The 16,409-nt window shown below is 66.6% G+C and carries 10 protein-coding genes and 1 riboswitch; of the genes, 8 read left to right on the top strand and 2 right to left on the bottom strand.

Translation table 11 applies throughout. The annotated features are described in order from the left end of the window. The first annotated feature begins 118 nt into the window (after window positions 1-118). Both TX83_RS23070 and TX83_RS21835 read left to right on the top strand, forming a co-directional pair. On the top strand, window positions 119-871 hold the full coding sequence (locus TX83_RS23070; protein WP_141233639.1) for a hypothetical protein: 753 nt from the start codon (window positions 119-121) through the stop codon (window positions 869-871). After that, a complete protein-coding gene (locus tag TX83_RS21835; protein ID WP_064750087.1) occupies window positions 868-1,575 on the top strand; it encodes a DUF2846 domain-containing protein in 708 nt (235 codons plus the stop codon). Before TX83_RS23070 ends, TX83_RS21835 begins: the two co-directional genes overlap by 4 nt. Before the next feature lie 85 nt (window positions 1,576-1,660). Here TX83_RS21835 and TX83_RS21830 read toward each other — a convergent pair whose 3' ends face one another. Continuing rightward, on the bottom strand, window positions 1,661-2,662 hold the full coding sequence (locus tag TX83_RS21830; RefSeq protein WP_222423808.1) for a sensor domain-containing diguanylate cyclase: 1,002 nt from the start codon (window positions 2,660-2,662) through the stop codon (window positions 1,661-1,663). A gap of 817 nt (window positions 2,663-3,479) precedes the next feature. Between TX83_RS21830 and TX83_RS21825 the strand changes: the two genes are divergently transcribed. Genes TX83_RS21825 through TX83_RS21815 form a run of 3 tightly spaced genes read left to right on the top strand, consistent with a single transcriptional unit; the run spans window position 3,480 to window position 10,258 of the window. Further along, on the top strand, window positions 3,480-6,317 hold the full coding sequence (locus tag TX83_RS21825; RefSeq protein WP_064750082.1) for an RHS repeat domain-containing protein: 2,838 nt from the start codon (window positions 3,480-3,482) through the stop codon (window positions 6,315-6,317). 9 nt (window positions 6,318-6,326) lie between these two features. Further along, window positions 6,327-9,989: an RHS repeat domain-containing protein gene (locus TX83_RS21820; RefSeq protein WP_079248382.1), complete on the top strand. Its 3,663-nt coding sequence runs from the start codon at window positions 6,327-6,329 to the stop codon at window positions 9,987-9,989. Beyond that, entirely contained in the window at window positions 9,986-10,258 is a 273-nt protein-coding gene (locus tag TX83_RS21815; RefSeq protein WP_064750079.1) for a hypothetical protein, read from the top strand. The genes TX83_RS21820 and TX83_RS21815 overlap by 4 nt, the downstream gene beginning before the upstream one ends. A gap of 138 nt (window positions 10,259-10,396) precedes the next feature. Here TX83_RS21815 and gcvP read toward each other — a convergent pair whose 3' ends face one another. After that, complete coding sequence (gene gcvP / locus TX83_RS21810; RefSeq protein WP_064750078.1) at window positions 10,397-13,267, bottom strand: aminomethyl-transferring glycine dehydrogenase; 2,871 nt, start codon at window positions 13,265-13,267, stop codon at window positions 10,397-10,399. Window positions 13,268-13,477: 210 nt separating this feature from the next. Then, a riboswitch (glycine riboswitch) is annotated at window positions 13,478-13,571 on the bottom strand. A gap of 263 nt (window positions 13,572-13,834) precedes the next feature. Between gcvP and TX83_RS21805 the strand changes: the two genes are divergently transcribed. The 3 genes from TX83_RS21805 (at window position 13,835) to TX83_RS21795 (ending at window position 16,404) form a co-directional block, all read left to right on the top strand. Next, entirely contained in the window at window positions 13,835-14,290 is a 456-nt protein-coding gene (locus TX83_RS21805; RefSeq protein ID WP_064750077.1) for a VOC family protein, read from the top strand. Next, on the top strand, window positions 14,290-15,576 hold the full coding sequence (locus TX83_RS21800) for a multidrug effflux MFS transporter (protein WP_064750076.1): 1,287 nt from the start codon (window positions 14,290-14,292) through the stop codon (window positions 15,574-15,576). Before TX83_RS21805 ends, TX83_RS21800 begins: the two co-directional genes overlap by 1 nt. 144 nt (window positions 15,577-15,720) lie before the next feature. Next, a complete protein-coding gene (locus tag TX83_RS21795; RefSeq protein WP_064750075.1) occupies window positions 15,721-16,404 on the top strand; it encodes a vWA domain-containing protein in 684 nt (227 codons plus the stop codon). Window positions 16,405-16,409 lie beyond the last annotated feature (5 nt).

Here is a 16,409-nt window from a genome sequence, read left to right as displayed (position 1 = left end):
GGGGGGGGGGCGGTTTGTGGTCGTAGGGGTGTAGCCAAGGCCACTGTGACCATATTGGCAAAACCCGGCCGTTCGGATAGTTTGGCGCCCGCCAAGGACGGTAGGGGGCCGCCTTTCGATGACTGCGATTTCAAGCGCGTTGATCGCGCTGGTGGCTATGGCGGGGGCATCGACGGTAGCCGGTGGTACAGCGCCGGGCGTCGTCGGCGAGTCGCGTCCGGCCAGTGTTACGGCTCTTGGCGAGGCGCCGTTGTCGCCCGCGGATCGGGCCGGCTCGGCTGACGCGGCGGTCGATACGGCGGTCTCTTCCGCGTCTGCAGCTGCGCCTGCTTCCCTGTCTGCTGCGGGCATTCCCGCCAACACCCCCGTCACGCTGGAAATCGCGGCCGCATTGAGTTCGGCGAAAGCCAGGCGCGGCGATAGGTTTCCGTTGCGCCTGGCGCAACCGCTGGTCCTGGCTGGAGCGACGGTGCTCCCGGCCGGCACGCCCGGCATCGGCGAGGTCGTGCATGCCGCGCGTCGCGGCGCCAGCGGCAAGCCGGGCGAGTTGCTGCTGGCGGCGCGCTATCTCGAGCATCAGGGCCGACGCGTGGCCTTGCGCGGTTTCAGCCTGGGCGGTATCGGCAAGAGTCGCGAAGGCGTGGCGGTGTCGGTCGGCATCGCGCTGGGTATCCCCGGCCTGTTCGTGACCGGCGGCGAGATCGAGATTCCGGCCGGTACCCAGGTCGGTGCGCGTACGGCGCGAGCCGTCGACTCGGAGCGAAGCGCTGCGCCGGCCGCCTCAGATTCCATCATCCCCGCAACGGCCGCGCCGACTGCGGGGGCCTCCATGTCCGCTGCATCATCCATTACCGGGGAAGTCGTTCAATGAAGTCGTCGTCGCTGCGCGTCCTGCCGTTCGTCGTACTGCTGCCGCTGTCTGCGGCGGCCACTCCGGCAGGTTGGAGCTACAAGGCCGTGGACCCGGCCAAGCAGGTGCAGGCGCAGAGCGCGCCGGTGGTGCCGGTGGCGTCGAAGGGCGATTCCGCGCGGGCTGCCGCGCCGATGGCCGCGCCGGCGCCCGGCGCGGCCACGACTGCGCCGGCGGCGACCGCCGACAACGCAGTGCAGACGTACGCGCTCGAAGGCGAAACCGAAGCCGAGCCGGCCGCGAGCGAGTCGGCGCCGGCGGCCGCTCCCGCAGCGGCCAGCGCGCCTGCGCCGATCGCCTACGCCGCTCCCACCGTCTCCAGCGGCCGGATCGCGCCGCCGCCGGCCGGCAAGGGCCAGGTGGTCTTCTTCCGTCCGTCGAACTTCGTCGGCGGCATGATCGGCTTCAAGGTCCGCGAAGGTAAGACCGAGCTGGGGAAGCTGCGCAGCGGCAAATACTTCGTCGCGGCGGTCGAGCCGGGCGCTCACGAATACGTCGTGCATTCGGAGGCCAAGGACGTGCTGAACCTGGAGGTCGAGGCCGGCGAAACCTATTACGTACAGGGCTCGATCACGATGGGTCTGCTGGTCGGCCGCCCCAACTTGTCGCCGTCCGATCGCGCCGCGTTCGAAGCGGTGGCCGACAAGCTCAAGCTCGCCCAGTAAGCCGCAGCCACGGAAGGCCGGAAACGCAAACGCCCCGCCTGGGCGGGGCGTTTGGTTTTCTCAGCGAGACGGCCAGGGACGGCCGTCAGGCCGGTTCGCGCGCGCCCTTTTTCCCGCGCTTGGCCCGGTACATCGCCTGGTCGGCTTTCTCCAGCAGTTCGCCCAGCTCCTCGCCGTCGTCGGGATAGACCGCATAGCCGATGCTGGCGTCCAGCGGGATTGGGCGGTGCTCGAATTCGAACGGCGGCTGCAGCGACTCGGCGAAGCGGCGGGCGCGGGTTTCGGCGCTGTCGCCGCGCTCCAGGCGCGGCAGGATCACCGCGAACTCGTCGCCGCCGACCCGGGCGACGGTGTCGCCGGCGCGCGAGCTGCGTTTCATGCGCTGGGCGAACTCGCGGATCGCGGCGTCGCCGGCGCGATGGCCGTGGCGGTCGTTGACCGGTTTGAGTCCGTCCATGTCCAGATTAAGCACGGCGATGCGGCAGGCGTCGCGCTGGGCCAGGGCCAGGCTGTGGCGCAGGCGGTCGTAGAACAGGGCGCGGTTGGGCAGACCGGTCAGGGCATCGTGAGTGGCCTGGTGGAACAACTCGTTGGTTTCGTACTTGGCGGCGTGGTACATGGCCGCGGCGATCAGCCCGGACATCAGGTCGAGGATATGCAGATCGGCATCGTCGAAACCGGCGACGTGCGCCGACATGACCTTGAGCACGCCGACCGTCGACTCGTGATGCTTCAACGGCACCACGATCATCGAGCGCAATCCGACCGCACGGCAGGCCGCGCGGTCCACCCGTGGATCGGTTTCCGAATCGTCGCAGCGCAGAGGCCGGCCTTCGGCGACGCACTGGCCGGACAGGCTGGCGCTGCGCCGCAGGCGCATGCCCAGGCTGGATTCGGCGATGCCGGCGGCGGCGCGATAGACCATGTCCTCGCCCTCGGCCAGTTCGACTACGGCGCCGATCGCGCCGGTCAGCGCCTGGACGCGCACCGCGACCAACTGCATCACGCCGCCCAGATCCAGGCCGAGTCGGGCGATGTCGGTCTGGGTCTGGATGACCTTGAGCAGGCGCTCGGAAGGGTCTTGCACGATCGGGTCCTGCATGTTCGCTACGCTGCCCGGACGACGGCCCAGTATAGACCGCGGGCTCGGCAGCGGAGGCGCGGACGCTGGGCCACATTCGGGCTGCGGCGTTCCAGGTAGGGGGTTGCGGCCGCCGTCGCACGCTCAAGGTGCACCAGCGCCAAGAAAGCACATTATCCGGGACGACGGACGGCGGTCTCCTGGCGCCGAATGGAAGGGCGGTGCGCGAGTGGTGGCGTTGAGTCGCCGCCGAGTGCTCGACCTGAGACTTGCCGGGGCGCGTTTGGCGGCCGGACAGAGTTCACACGGGATCTGGCTGCGCCGTGCCGCCCGCGACCTTCAAGCGCAGGCTCCCATGCACGCAGCCGGCCCGTAAGCGACGGGCGCTGCTGGCGGTATCGAAGGCGCAGCGATGCAAAGCTCGCCTGCGATCTTGCTCAATTTGGCGAAAGCAGGCCGGATTCCGCGGGCGTCTTCAAAAGCATCGCTGGACCGGCGAACCTTGGCCAAGGGAAAAGGGGCCGACATCCGTCTTCTATCAGGCCGGTGCGCCTGGCCGGTGCCGATCGGGCCTGGACGAAGTGGATTGAACGATACGCGCCGCGATCAGCGGCAGCGCGGCGCACGCCGCAACCGGAGAAGCACCGCAAGGACACAGCGACATGCCCGCCCCATATCGATAAACCTGACTTCGGCCGCCGTGTCGTTTGGCCTCCGCGCGTTTGTGCGCCTCGGCGGCGCGCGTGCGGCTGTGGATCGATCCGTCTCGGCCCGGCGCCGCTTCGCTGGCCGAGTTTTCGTATAGCTCAGTGAAGGACTCCACGTGACTTCCACACTTCGCCTGTCCGCCGCGGTCGCCGCCGCGCTCGCATTCGGACTCGCCGGGGCCGGCGGTGCCCGCGCCGAAATATCCAGTCCGACCGTGATCGAGGATTACGACGGTCTGACCAAAGGCGTGGCCGTGACCGCGCTTACCGCCGACGGCATGTTCGGCGACAGCACGAGCCTGTTCGATGGTGCGACCACGTTTACCGCGACCGATGTGGCGCTGAAGACCAACAGCGCGCTGACCGTGAGTATCGGCCGCAAGCTCAGCAACGCCGGTCTTTCGCTCAATACCTGGGCCAATACCGATCCGGACAAGGCGGTGTTCGGGCGCTACTGGGTGCTGGATATCCCCCATATCCACGGGGTTTTCGACCGCCGCACCGGTTGGGTTGTGCGCGATCGCGAATACCAGGGACCGGATTTTCCCGATAGTTGGCGAGGTTCGACCCAGCGCTGCAGCGTGACCGACTACACGCCCCCGACCGTGCCGGACAATGTTTCCAGCGGTCCGACCAAGACGCCGTCCTACGGCCCGACCGATTACTGGGCCGGCAACACGATCAATATTCCCGGGGCGGGCGAGGAACTCGTGCAAACCCTGTCTGGCGCTCACCTGCGACCGAGCGATGGGCTGGCTTACTACGGTGGCACCAAGTCGAACTGGAAGGTTTCCTGCCTGCCGAGCATCCGCAATGGCGCGGGCGAGGGATTCCTGGCCGTGCTGCCTAACGGCCACCGGTATGCGTTCGACTGGATGGTGGTGCGCAAGAGCAAGCGGATCATCGGTATCCCGACCGACACGACCGGATCGGTCGGCATCGACCGCGACGAAATTTTCCTGTACGCGACCCGGGTCGAGGATGGCCTGGGCAACTGGCTGAGCTACGAGTACGACCCGGCCAACCCGCACCGCCTGCTGTCGATCCGTTCCAACGACGGCGTCGAGGCCAGGCTGGGTTACAACGCCGCCGGAAAGATCGAGACCATTTCCAGCGCAGGACGGACCTGGACCTATGAGTACAGCAAGTACGGCAGCAACCCGGACGCCAACTATCTACTCGCCGCAGCGGTGCTGCCCGACGGAGGACGTTGGGGCTACCAGTACAGCGATCAGTTCGAGATCGTCAACGCCAACGTCAAGAACGTGTGGCAGCAGTGCTGGCCGAACGTAGGCACGATGAGTTCGGACAAGCAGCCGGGACCGGCCGAGACCAGTTTCTTGACCGTCAGCCACCCTTCCGGCGCGGTCGGCGAGTTCAAGTTCCGCAAGCTCATGCACGGCACCAACCGTACCGTGGGCAGTTGCATCACCCGGCAGGAGGCCAGTTGGCTTTCGGTGCGCCTGGTGGGGGCGCCGATGGCCTATACCGTGGAGTCGTTGTACTCGAAAACCGTGACCGGTCCCGGCATTGCGCCGCTGAGCTGGAACTATCGCTACAAGCCGTCCTGGAGTTGGCAGGCCGATTGCCAAGTGCCGGGCACCTGCTATGTCCCGTCCGAAACCACGGTGGTCAACCCGGACGGATCGATCAACGCCTACAAATTCAACAACGACTACACGTCCAACGTCGGCGAGTTGATCGAAGCATCGATCAAGGACGCCGGTGGCAGGGTACTGCGCACGGTCACGAACGCCTATGTGGAGAGCACGGAGGGCCAACCCTTCCCGGCGGCCAACGCGAACATTCCGGCATCGAATTCCATTTCGGGCAGCAAGGGCTATCTCGCCAACCGGCCCCTCAAGAGTCGCCAGATCGTCCAGGATGGAGTGACCTTCGTCACCGAGAACCAGATTTTCGACGGCCTGGCCCGGGTCCTGCGATCCACTGGGTACAACACGCTCGGCTATAGCCGCAACGAGGGAACCGAATACTACGACCATGCCGGCAAGTGGATTCTCGGTCAGGTATCGGCCACGTCGGTCAACGGCGTCGAGACCGCGCGTGCGGAATTCGATCCGGCCACCGCGTTGCCGATGCACGCTTTCGCCTTCGGCAATCTGAAGAGAACATTCGGCTACCGCGCCGACGGCACCCTGGAGTCGGTCAAGGACGGTAACGGCCATGTCACCTTCTATGCCGACTGGAAACGCGGCGTGCCGCAGAGCATCCGCCGGCCGGCCACCCCCGAGAGCCCGGCGGGCGCGACTGAAAGCGCGGTGATCGACGACCGCGGCTGGGCGACGTCTACGACTGACGAAAACGGATTCACCACCCAGTACAGCTACGACGGCATGGGGCGCCTGGCTGGCGTGGTCTATCCGCAGGGCGACACCGTCGACTGGCACCCGATGACGCAGGAGTTCGTGCGCGTCGCGACCTCGGAGTACGGTCTGGAAAGCAATCATTGGCGCCGGGTGTCGGTGTCCGGAAACCGTCGTAGCGACACTTACTACGACGCGTTCCTGCGGCCCGTGCTGGAAATGGAGTTCGATCTGGGCGATGCCAGCCGCAATACCCAGAAGCAAGTGTTTACGCGTTACGACAACATGGGGCGGGTCGCGTTCAAATCCTTGCCGACCCGGCACGTCGGCGACTTCCGCCAGTCGATGCCAGGCACGTCCTACGCCTACGACGCGCTGGGGCGCCAGACCGCCGCCGTCCAGGACTCGGAGTTGGGGCCTTTGACCACCTCCACCGAGTACCTGTCCGGCTTCCGGCGCAAGGTCACCAACCCCCGTGGCTTGGCGAGCGTAGAGACTTTCCAGGTCTTCGGCGAGCCTGGCTACGACGCTCCGGCGGTGATCGACGCCCCTGAAAGCGTGCGCACCCTGATCATGCGCGACGCCTACGGCAAGCCGCTGGAAATCCAGCGTACGTCGGTGGCTCAGTGAGGCCGCGCCATGGATAGCATCCGAGCGAACAGTAAAAACCGCTCCGCCGCCGCGCGTGGGGACCTGGTCCGAGTGGAGAACAAGGCGTTGAATTCTGCAGGAGTATTGGAGTGGGCGACCAACGCCAGGTCGTTGGCGTCGGCATGGTTGTTGGCGCTGCTGTCCGCGTTGCCGTCCTTGGCGACCGCGGCGCCGGCATGGATCAAACTCACGCCGCCGGTCCAAAGCAGCTATACGGTCCCGGTGTCGTACGAGATCGTGGCTTCCTCCGGCAACGGAACCAGCGGGTCGAGTGTCGAATCGATCGAGAACATCACGATCTATCGCAACGACCAGCCGGTAGCCAGCTACCGCAGGGGCGGAACCCTGGTCGAAGCCGGGCTGGCGCCGGGCACGTACACCTATCGGGCGACCGGCAAGGCCGTGAGCATCTATCAGGGCGAGGATCGGACCCGTAACCTGGCGACCCAGTCCTTCACCATTACGGTCAACCCGCCGCCTGCGTTGTACAACGAGGCCGAATTCGTATCGCAGACCTTCTCCGACACCTCGCCGACGATGTACTCGGGCGAGACCCGGACCCTGAGCGTGCAGATGCGTAATACGGGCACGACCACCTGGTCGCCGTCGCGCGCGTATGCGCTGGGTTCGCAGAACCCTCGCGACAACGGCAACTGGGGCATGGGGCGGGTGTATCTTCCGCACGACGTCGCACCCGGCCAAACCGTCGCGTTCAACATGACCTTGACCGCTCCGCAGGTCAGCAGCCGAATGGTCGGCTACTACGTGCAATGGCGGATGGTCCAGGACGGGGTAGAGTGGTTCGGTCAGCAGACGACCGCTCAGCATGTGTACGTCAATCCGGTTCCGACCGGCTCGTTGAGCGCGCAGCCCAATCCCTGCGAGTTGGGCAAGGGCGCCACCAGCTGCGGCACCACCTTGAGCTGGCAGGCCGTGGCCGGCTTGCCGGAGTTGTGGCGCAGCGACATCAACGGCAATGGCGCGGTACGGCTTCTGGCTCAGCCTGGAACCGGCGAGATCAAGACGTCGATCGCCGACATCACCGAGTCAGGCAGCCGCTTCGAGGTGCGCGGCGACGGCCGCGTACTCGCGTCCATCGATGTCTACGCACGTCGCCCGCAACCGGTGATCACCGGCAATATCGACGGCTTCACCGCCGACGGCAGCGCGTTGCTCGGTTGGGCCTGCGCGACCACCTACCAGGCGTCGGTGAACGTGCAGATGTACGTCGGCGGTCCCGCCGGTGCGACCGGCTCTGCACTGATCGGCACCTATCCCGCAAATCAGGCCAGCGAGGCGGGCGTCGCCGCGGCGTGCAAGGTCGATGGCGGCAGCTATCGCTTCGCGATTCCGATCAGCAATGAGCTGCGCAGCCAATACGCAGGCCGATTGGTCTACGTCTACGGCGTATCGCCGGTGGGCGGCGAGAACCTGGCGGTAGCCGCATCGGGCCGCTTCGGCGTTCCGGCGCCGCAGGTCCCGGTAGCCCAGCCGAACACCCGCCGCTACGTCTACGACGCGCAACAGCGCCTGTGCAAGGTCATCGAGCCGGAAACCGGGGCGACGGTGACGGACTACGACGGCGAGGGCAACGTCGCATGGTCGGCTTCCGGCCTTGACCTGCCGGCCACCGACAGCTGCAACCGCAGCGAAGCCGCGGCGTCCGGCCGCGTCGTTTCGAGAACCTACGACGCGCGCAACCGGCTCAAGGACCTGGCCTTCCCCGACGGGCGCGGCAATCAGAGGTGGGAATACACGCCCGACGGCCTGGCGAGCAAGGTCGTGACCTATAACGAACCGGACAACGGTGCGCCGGTCGAGAATCATTACAGCTACAACAAGCGCCGCCTGCTGATCGGCGAGGCGGTGGCGCAGCCGGGCTCGCATCGTTGGGACCTGGGCTACGGCTACGATCGAATCGGCAATCCGGCCAGCCAGGTCTACCCGACCGGTCTGGCGGTGACGTTCGAGCCGGATGCGCTGGGGCAGCCCAAACGAGTCAGCAGTCCTGGTGCGGTATACGCGTCGCAGATCGATTACTACCCGAACGGAGGCATGCAACGCTTCGTCTACGGCAACGGCGTGGTGCACACCATGTCGCAGAACCTGCGTCAGCTGCCGCAGCGCAGTACCGACGCCGGCGTGATCGACCTGGAAACCGTGTACGACGCCAACGGTAATGTCGGCGCCATTTACGACCGGGCACGAGGGGACAACTACAGCCGGACGATGGAGTACGATGGCCTCGACCGGCTCAAGTCGGCCGGCTCATGCAGTTTCGGCGGCGATTGCTGGCACCGATTTACCTACGATGCGCAGGATAATCTGCGTTCTTGGGTGTTGCCGGGGAGCAAGGACTATTCCGCCTACGTCTACGACGAGCGTTCGAGATTAACGAACGTTCGCAACAGTCGAGGCGAATCAATCGTTGGCTTGGGCTACGACCCGCAAGGTAACTTGGAGAACAAGAACGGGCAGGTCTATGCTTTTGACTATGGCAATCGCCTGCGCGTCGTTGCCGGAAAGGAAGGATACCGGTACGACGCCAACGGGCGCCGCGTTGCCAGTTTGTCGATGGCGAGCGCCGTGCGGGCGGTCTTCATCTACGATGCCTCAGGGCAGCCAGCGTACATCGAGAACAATGCCGCGGGCGCGACCAGCGTCAATATTTTCCTGGGCGGTAGCCTACTTGCTGCTCGCGAACTGGCGGGGGGCGTCGAAAGTACGAAGTACAGCCATAACGACGCATTGGGCAGCCCTGTGGCCGTGACTGCGGCGACCGGAGAGGTGCTTCAGCGCACCGACTACGAGCCGCTCGGTGAGACAATCGGAGATACGATCTACGATGGCATCGGTTACGCGGGGCACGTGATGGACGGGCTGACGGGCCTGGTCCAGATGCAGCAGCGCTACTACGACCCGCAGCTCGGGATATTTCTCAGCGCAGATCCCGTGTCTGCTCTGAGCGATCCTGTCGGAATGTTCAATCGTTACAGATACGCAGCAAGCAATCCCTACTCGTATGTCGATCCCGATGGACGTCAGTGTCAGAAGATAACCGGATCCAATATTTGCGGGGGAGAGAGCTGGGGCAAGCTCTCGATTACTCAGGTTAATCCAGCGGGCGAAGGGGAGGCGCAAAAAGGCGGTTCTTCGGCAGCCAACCAACGCACCGAAGCCGCGTCGCTCGCTAGGGCATCGTCTGGTGCACCGACTTCCGACGGCAGGATTCCGGTGCCGGGCGTTGTTGGGTGGAAGACCGGCGAGTACGACATGTCGAGGACTCCCGAACAGTTGGATTCCTCGGGCATGGTCATTACAGCGGCGGCAGCGTTAGGCGCAGGGGCTATGGCGTGGGAGGCCGGAGCCCCTTACGCCGCCGCGGCGACGAGCGGACTGATTTCCAGCGCCAAAGGTCTCTATAAGAACCTATCGTTTGATGGCCCGTCGGCGGGCGCTTGGCATGCTAATGGCCGGTTGTTCGGCGTTCGCTGGAAACAAAGCCAATGGGGCGCGCGTCTCGATCTGCACCCGCTCAAGCACAGTGGCAAGACTCCTATACTGCATATCAACTTTGGTCCTCCGTCGCGGGGCGAAGCGGCTCACCTGATTCTGTTCGATCCTCGTTGGATTAGAAGGGAAGGAAAATGACTGTTCAGGAAATCAAGCGGCAGCTCATCGCGATCGTGCGGGAGTTGTTGGATACCGAACCTGCCTCGAAAGCGGAAATGAAGGACTGGTACGAGAAGGCTCGCGAGGCTAAGGCCTTGATGGAGCTTGATGTCGGCGAGTTGGACGTGCCGCATGCGCTATGGCACTACTTGGAAGATGCCGATATTCGTCTGAAGGATCCGGAGTATTCGAAGGTGCAGATCGCCCATATCGAGGAAACCATCCGGGATTGGGCGACCAGGAGTTGATTGAGGCGACAGCGAGCGAGGACGATCGATAGGGGCCGTCGCCACCACATGACGATGATCGGGTCTTGATCAGGCATTGCAAACACAAAGGCCCCGCGCGAGCGGGGCCTTCGGTTCGAGCGAGATGGCTGCCGACGCTTACGCGGTTTCCTCTTCCTTGTACGCATCCACCGGGATGCAGGCGCACATCACGTTCTTGTCGCCGTAGACGTTGTCGACGCGCGACACCGGCGGCCAGTACTTCTGCAGCTTCAGCGAGGGCAGCGGGAACGCGGCCAGCTCGCGCGGGTAGGCGCGGGTCCACTCGCTGGCGGTGACCTGGGTGGCGGTATGCGGGGCGTGCTTGAGCGGGTTATCTTCGCGGTCCAGGCGGCCTTCCTCGACCGCGCGGATTTCGTCGCGGATCTGGATCATCGCGTCGATGAAGCGGTCCAGCTCGTGCAGCGATTCGCTCTCGGTCGGCTCGACCATCAGCGTGCCGGCGACCGGGAAGCTCAGGGTCGGGGCGTGGAAGCCGAAGTCGATCAGGCGCTTGGCCACGTCCTCGGCGCCGATGCCGGTGGCGTCCTTGATCGGGCGCAGGTCGAGGATGCACTCGTGCGCGACCAGGCCGTTGCGGCCGGTGTAGAGGGTCTCGTAGTGCGGGGCCAGGCGCTTGGCGATGTAATTGGCGTTGAGCAGCGCCACCTGGGTCGCCTTGCGCAGGCCGGCGGCGCCCATCATGGTGATGTACATCCACGAGATCGGCAGGATCGAGGCCGAGCCGAAGCTGGCGGCGCTGACCATGCCGACCGCGCCTTCGCCGCCGAGCGTGCGCGGTAGGAACGGGGCCAGGTGCGACTTGACCGCGCAGGGGCCGACGCCGGGGCCGCCGCCGCCGTGCGGAATGCAGAAGGTCTTGTGCAGGTTGAGGTGCGAAACGTCCGAACCCCACTTGCCCGGCTTGGCCACGCCGACCAGGGCATTCATGTTGGCGCCGTCGGTGTACACCTGGCCGCCGTGCTTGTGGATGATCTCGCAGATCTCGACCACTTCCTCCTCGAACACGCCGTGCGTGGACGGGTAGGTCATCATGATCGCGGCCAGGCGGTCGCTGTACTTCTCGGCGTTGCGGCGGATGTCGTCGACATCGACGTTGCCGTTGGCGTCGGTCTTGGTGACCACCACGGTCATGCCGCACATCTGCGCGGAAGCCGGGTTGGTGCCGTGCGCGGAGTCGGGAATCAGGCAGATGTCGCGATGACCTTCGCCGCGCGAGCGGTGATAGGCGCGGATCGCCAGCAGGCCGGCGTATTCGCCCTGCGCGCCCGAGTTCGGCTGCAGGCTGACCGCGTCGTAGCCGGTGCATTCCACCAGCATCGCCTCGAGTTCGTCGATCAACTGCTTGTAGCCCACGGCCTGGTCGGCCGGCGCCAGCGGATGCAGATTGCCGAACTCCGGCCAAGTCACCGGGATCATCTCGGCGGTGGCGTTGAGCTTCATCGTGCACGAACCCAGCGGGATCATGGTGCGATCCATCGCCAGGTCCTTGTCGGCCAGCGAGCGCATGTAGCGCAGCAGCTCGTGTTCGCTGTGGTGGGTGTTGAACACCGGGTGCTGCAGGAAGGCGCTCTGGCGGCGCAGGCCGGCCGGCAGGGCATCGGCGGTGGCGGCATCGAGCGCGTCGATGTCGTCGATGCGGGCGCCGAACAGCGCGGCCAACTGGACCACTTCGGCGCGGGTGGTGGTTTCGTCCAGGCTGATGCCGACCCGGTTCGGGTCGCCGGAGTAGTTGAGGTTGATCCGCGCCGCGGTCGCCTTGGCGCGCAGGGCGTCGGCGTCGACGCCGACCACGTCCAGGGTGTCGAAGAAGTCCGGACCGACGGTCAGCCCGGCCTGGCGCAACGCGCCGGCCAGGATCGCGGCCAGGCGGTGGACGCGGCGGGCGATCCGGGTCAGGCCTTCGGGGCCGTGGTAGACCGCGTACATCGAGGCCATCACCGCCAGCAGCACCTGCGCGGTGCAGATGTTGGAGGTGGCCTTCTCGCGGCGGATGTGCTGCTCGCGGGTCTGCAGGGTCAGGCGGTAGGCCGGCTTGCCTTCGGTGTCGACCGACACGCCGATCAGGCGGCCCGGCATCGAGCGCTTGTAGGCGTCGCGGCAGGCCATGAAGGCGGCATGCGGGCCGCCGAAGCCGAACGGCACGCCGAAGCGCTGGCTGTTGCCGACCACGATGTCCGCGCCCCACTCGCCGGGCGCGGCGATCAGGGTCAGGGCGAGCAGGTCGGTCGCGACCGCGACCAGGCCGCCGCGCGCGTGCACGGCGTCGGCCAGCGCCTTGTGGTCGCCGATCTGGCCGTAGGTGTTGGGGTACTGCAGCAGCACGCCGAAGCTGTCGCTGTTCAGCGCTTCGTTGTCGTCGCCGACCTTCAGCTCGATGCCCATCGCTTCGGCGCGGGTGTTCAGCACCTCCAGCGTCTGCGGGTGCACGTCCTTGGAGACGAAGAACAGGTTGGACTTGGACTTGGCCGAGCGCTTGGCCAGGGTCATGGCCTCGGCCGCGGCGGTGCCTTCGTCGAGCAGCGAGGCGTTGGCGATCTCCATCCCGGTCAGGTCGGCGACCATGGTCTGGAAGTTGATCAGCGCCTCCATGCGGCCCTGCGAGATTTCCGCCTGGTAGGGCGTATAGGCGGTGTACCAGGCCGGGTTCTCGAGGATGTTGCGCAGGATCACGTTCGGGGTCAGGGTGCCGTAATAGCCCTGGCCGATGAAGCTGCGGAACACCTGGTTGCGGGTGGCGATGGCGCGGACCTTGGCCAGCGCTTCCACTTCGCTGATCGCGGCCGGCAGGGCCAGCGGTTGGGTCGACTTGATCGAGCCGGGGACGATGGCGTCGGTCAGGGCTTCCAGCGAGTCGTAGCCGACCTGCTTGAGCATGTGGCCGATTTCGGCGTCGTTGGGGCCGATATGGCGCTCGATGAAAGCGTCGTGGTGCTCGAGGTCGCGCAGGGAAGTGGCGTTGTGGCTCATGGGCAGGGGCGTCCGTTGGCAGCGTGCGGTGCCGCACGCGAGGCGCCCCTCTGTCCTTTTGCCTGAGAGTTTGGAAGCGTGCCGCGGCTCAGGCCGCTTGGGGGAGGGGGGCGCTGTGGCCGCTCCTGTCCGCGCTCGCTTCGTGCACCTTCGGCGCCGGTTCCGTCGCGCGTGTCGCGTTGCGGGACGGTCGGTCTCTCCAGAGTTTTGTACCCGGCGGCGGTATGGGGCCTGAGCGATTACGGGCGTTGCGCCTTCGGCAGCGACGGGCCAGGGGGCCGGCCGCTTCTCCCACCGCGGGTTTCAAGCCGACGATTATAGCCGCTGGCGGGCAGCGAGGGGACGGTTCCCGTGCGGCCGCCCGAGGTCCCGCGGGCCGGGGAAAGGCTCCGTGCGCACCGCCTCCCGCGCCGGGGCGCACCGGCTTCGAACGGGCGGCTTGCGGGCGAATCCGCACCGGCGAGCCTGGGCACGCGGTTGCGGACAGATCGAAACAACTTCGGCGGCCATGCGGCGGGCCACGCGGGAGTATGCTGACGGCCCCCATTCATGCGATGAGGCCTGGCGATGTCCGCGCGACCGTTCAGCTTGCTGCAGCTCGACCATGTGGTGTTGCGGGTGCGCGATACCCCGGCGATGGTGGCCTTCTACTGCGACGTGCTCGGCTGCCGCCTGGAGCGGCGCCAGGACGAAATCGGCCTGGTCCAGCTGCGTGCCGGCCTGTCGCTGATCGACCTGGTCGATGTGGAGGGCAAGCTCGGCCGCATGGGCGGGGCGCCCGCCGGCGCCGAAGGCCGCAACATGGATCACCTGTGCCTGCGCGCCGAGCCGTTCGACCGCGCCGCCATCGTCGCTTACCTGGAAGCCCACGGCGCGCGCATCGGCGATTTCGGTTCGCGTTACGGCGCCGAAGGCGAGGGCCCCTCGCAGTACCTGTACGACCCCGAGGGCAACGTGGTCGAACTCAAGGGCCCTCCCGACGAGGTTCCGATCGATACCGACGCATCCAACGCCGCCAGCTGATGAGCGCACCTTCCGAATCCCCCACGGCGCCCGCGCGGGCCTTGCCGCTGTCGCTCCGTCGCCTGGCCTTGCTGCTCGGCGGCCTGGCCATGTTCGGCCCGTTCTCGATCGACACGATCTTTCCCGCGTTCCCGGTGATGGGCGCCGAACTCGGCGCCGACAAGCTGGCGATGCAGCAGACCATCAGCGTCTACCTGGTCGCCTACGCGCTGATGAGCGTGGTGCACGGGCCGCTGTCCGACGCGATCGGCCGGCGCAAGGTGATTCTCGGCGGGCTGGGGGTGTTCACCCTGGCGTCGGCGGCGTGCGCGCTGTCGGAGCAATTGTCGACGCTGCTTTTCTTTCGCGCGATCCAGGGGCTCTCGGCGGGCGTCGGCCTGATCGTCGGCCGCGCGGTGATCCGCGACCTGCTGCACGGCGACGACGCGCAGCGGCTGATGAGCCAGGTGATGATGATCTTCGGCATCGCCCCGGCGATCGCGCCGGTGATCGGCGGCTGGATTCTGGGCTGGGCGCATTGGCCGGCGATCTTCTGGTTCCTGGTCGGTTTCTCGGTGCTGTTGTGGATCGCGGTCGCGGCCGGCCTGCCCGAGACCCATCCGCCGCAGGCGCGGCTGTCGCTCAAGCCCAAGCGGCTGCTGCGCGACTACGTGGCGATCTGGCTCAATCCGCGGTTCCAGCGCCTGACCGCGGTCGGCGCGTTCAATTTCGGCGCGCTGTTCCTGTACATCGGTTCGGCGCCGGCGTTCGTGCTCGACATCCTCAAGCTCAGCGAGCGCGAGTTCGCCTGGTTCTTCGTGCCGACCATCGGCGGCATGGTGCTGGGCTCGTTCGCCTCCGGCCGCGCCGCCGGCAAGATCGGCGGCGACCGCCTGGTCGGCATCGGCTTTGCTTTCTGCGCACTCGCCATCGCCCTGAACCTGGGCTATAACCTGCTGGCGCCGGCGCCGCAGGTGCCGTGGGCGGTGCTGCCGATGTGCATCCTCGCGTTCGGCATCGCCCTGGTGTTCCCGATCGTGACCTTGTCGATCCTCGACATGTACCCGCACCAACGCGGCTCGGCCTCGTCGCTGCAGGCCTTCGGCGGCCTGGTGGTGAACGCGGTGTTGGCCGGCGTGATCTCGCCGCTGGTCAGCGGCAGCGCCATCGTCCTGGCGATCGTGTCCTCGGCGTTGACCGCGGCCGCCTGGGGCTTCTGGTGCTGGGAAGCCTGGGTCTCGCGCAGCGGCCGCTGCGCGCGGGTGCCGGAGGACGCGCCGGTGATCGAGCCGCAGGATTCGCTGTAAGCCGGCGCGCGGCGCGACGCGGATCGCAGAATCGCCGCGGTCCGGCCGGGTTTCCTCGTTTGCGGGGGCGCCTGGGCCCGGCCCTGGCCCCGACCGGCCGAGGCGCGGCTATACTCGGGCTTTCCACCATCGCAAAGGAATGCCATGACGCAGACGGCGATCCCCGACGTATCCCTGGTCGACAACACCGAACAGCGCACGCCGCTGGTGTTGGTGCTCGACTGTTCCGGCAGCATGAACGGCCAGCCGGTGCAGCAGTTGAACGAGGGCCTGAAGCTGCTCGAGCGCGAACTCAAGGACGATGTCATCGCGGCCAAGCGGGTGCGCGTGCTGGTGATCCGCTACGGCGGCTTCGATCACGCCGAAGTCGTCGGCGACTGGTGCGATGCGATGGATTTCGCCGCGCCGGCGCTGGAAGCCGACGGCACCACGCCGACCGGGCGCGCGGTCGAACTGGCCCTGACCGAAATCGAGAACGAGAAGCAGCGCTTCAAGCAGGCCGGCGTCGCCTATACCCGGCCGTGGTTGTTCCTGATGTCGGACGGTTCGCCGACCGATGCCTGGGAAGCGGCGGCCAAGCGCGCGCGCGAAGCCGAATTGGCCAACAAGGTCGCGATTTTCCCGATCGCGGTCGGCGAGGGCTCGCAGGAGCAGGCCATGGGCCAGTTCAGCAGCAAGGGGCTGGCCGGAGTGAAGCGCCTGCACGGTCTGCAATTCCGCGAACTGTTCCTGTGGCTCAGCGCGAGCATGCAGGTGGTGTCGCAGTCGCGGCCGGGCGGACAGGCGCAATTGCCTTCCACGGACACTTGGTCCGCGGTGCCGACCTGAGCGGC

This window comes from Lysobacter antibioticus HS124 (genome assembly GCF_000336385.2).
Taxonomy (GTDB): Bacteria; Pseudomonadota; Gammaproteobacteria; order Xanthomonadales; family Xanthomonadaceae; genus Lysobacter; species Lysobacter firmicutimachus.
The sequence above is the reverse complement of the archived record's forward strand: the minus strand, read 5'-3'. Positions and strand labels throughout refer to the sequence as shown.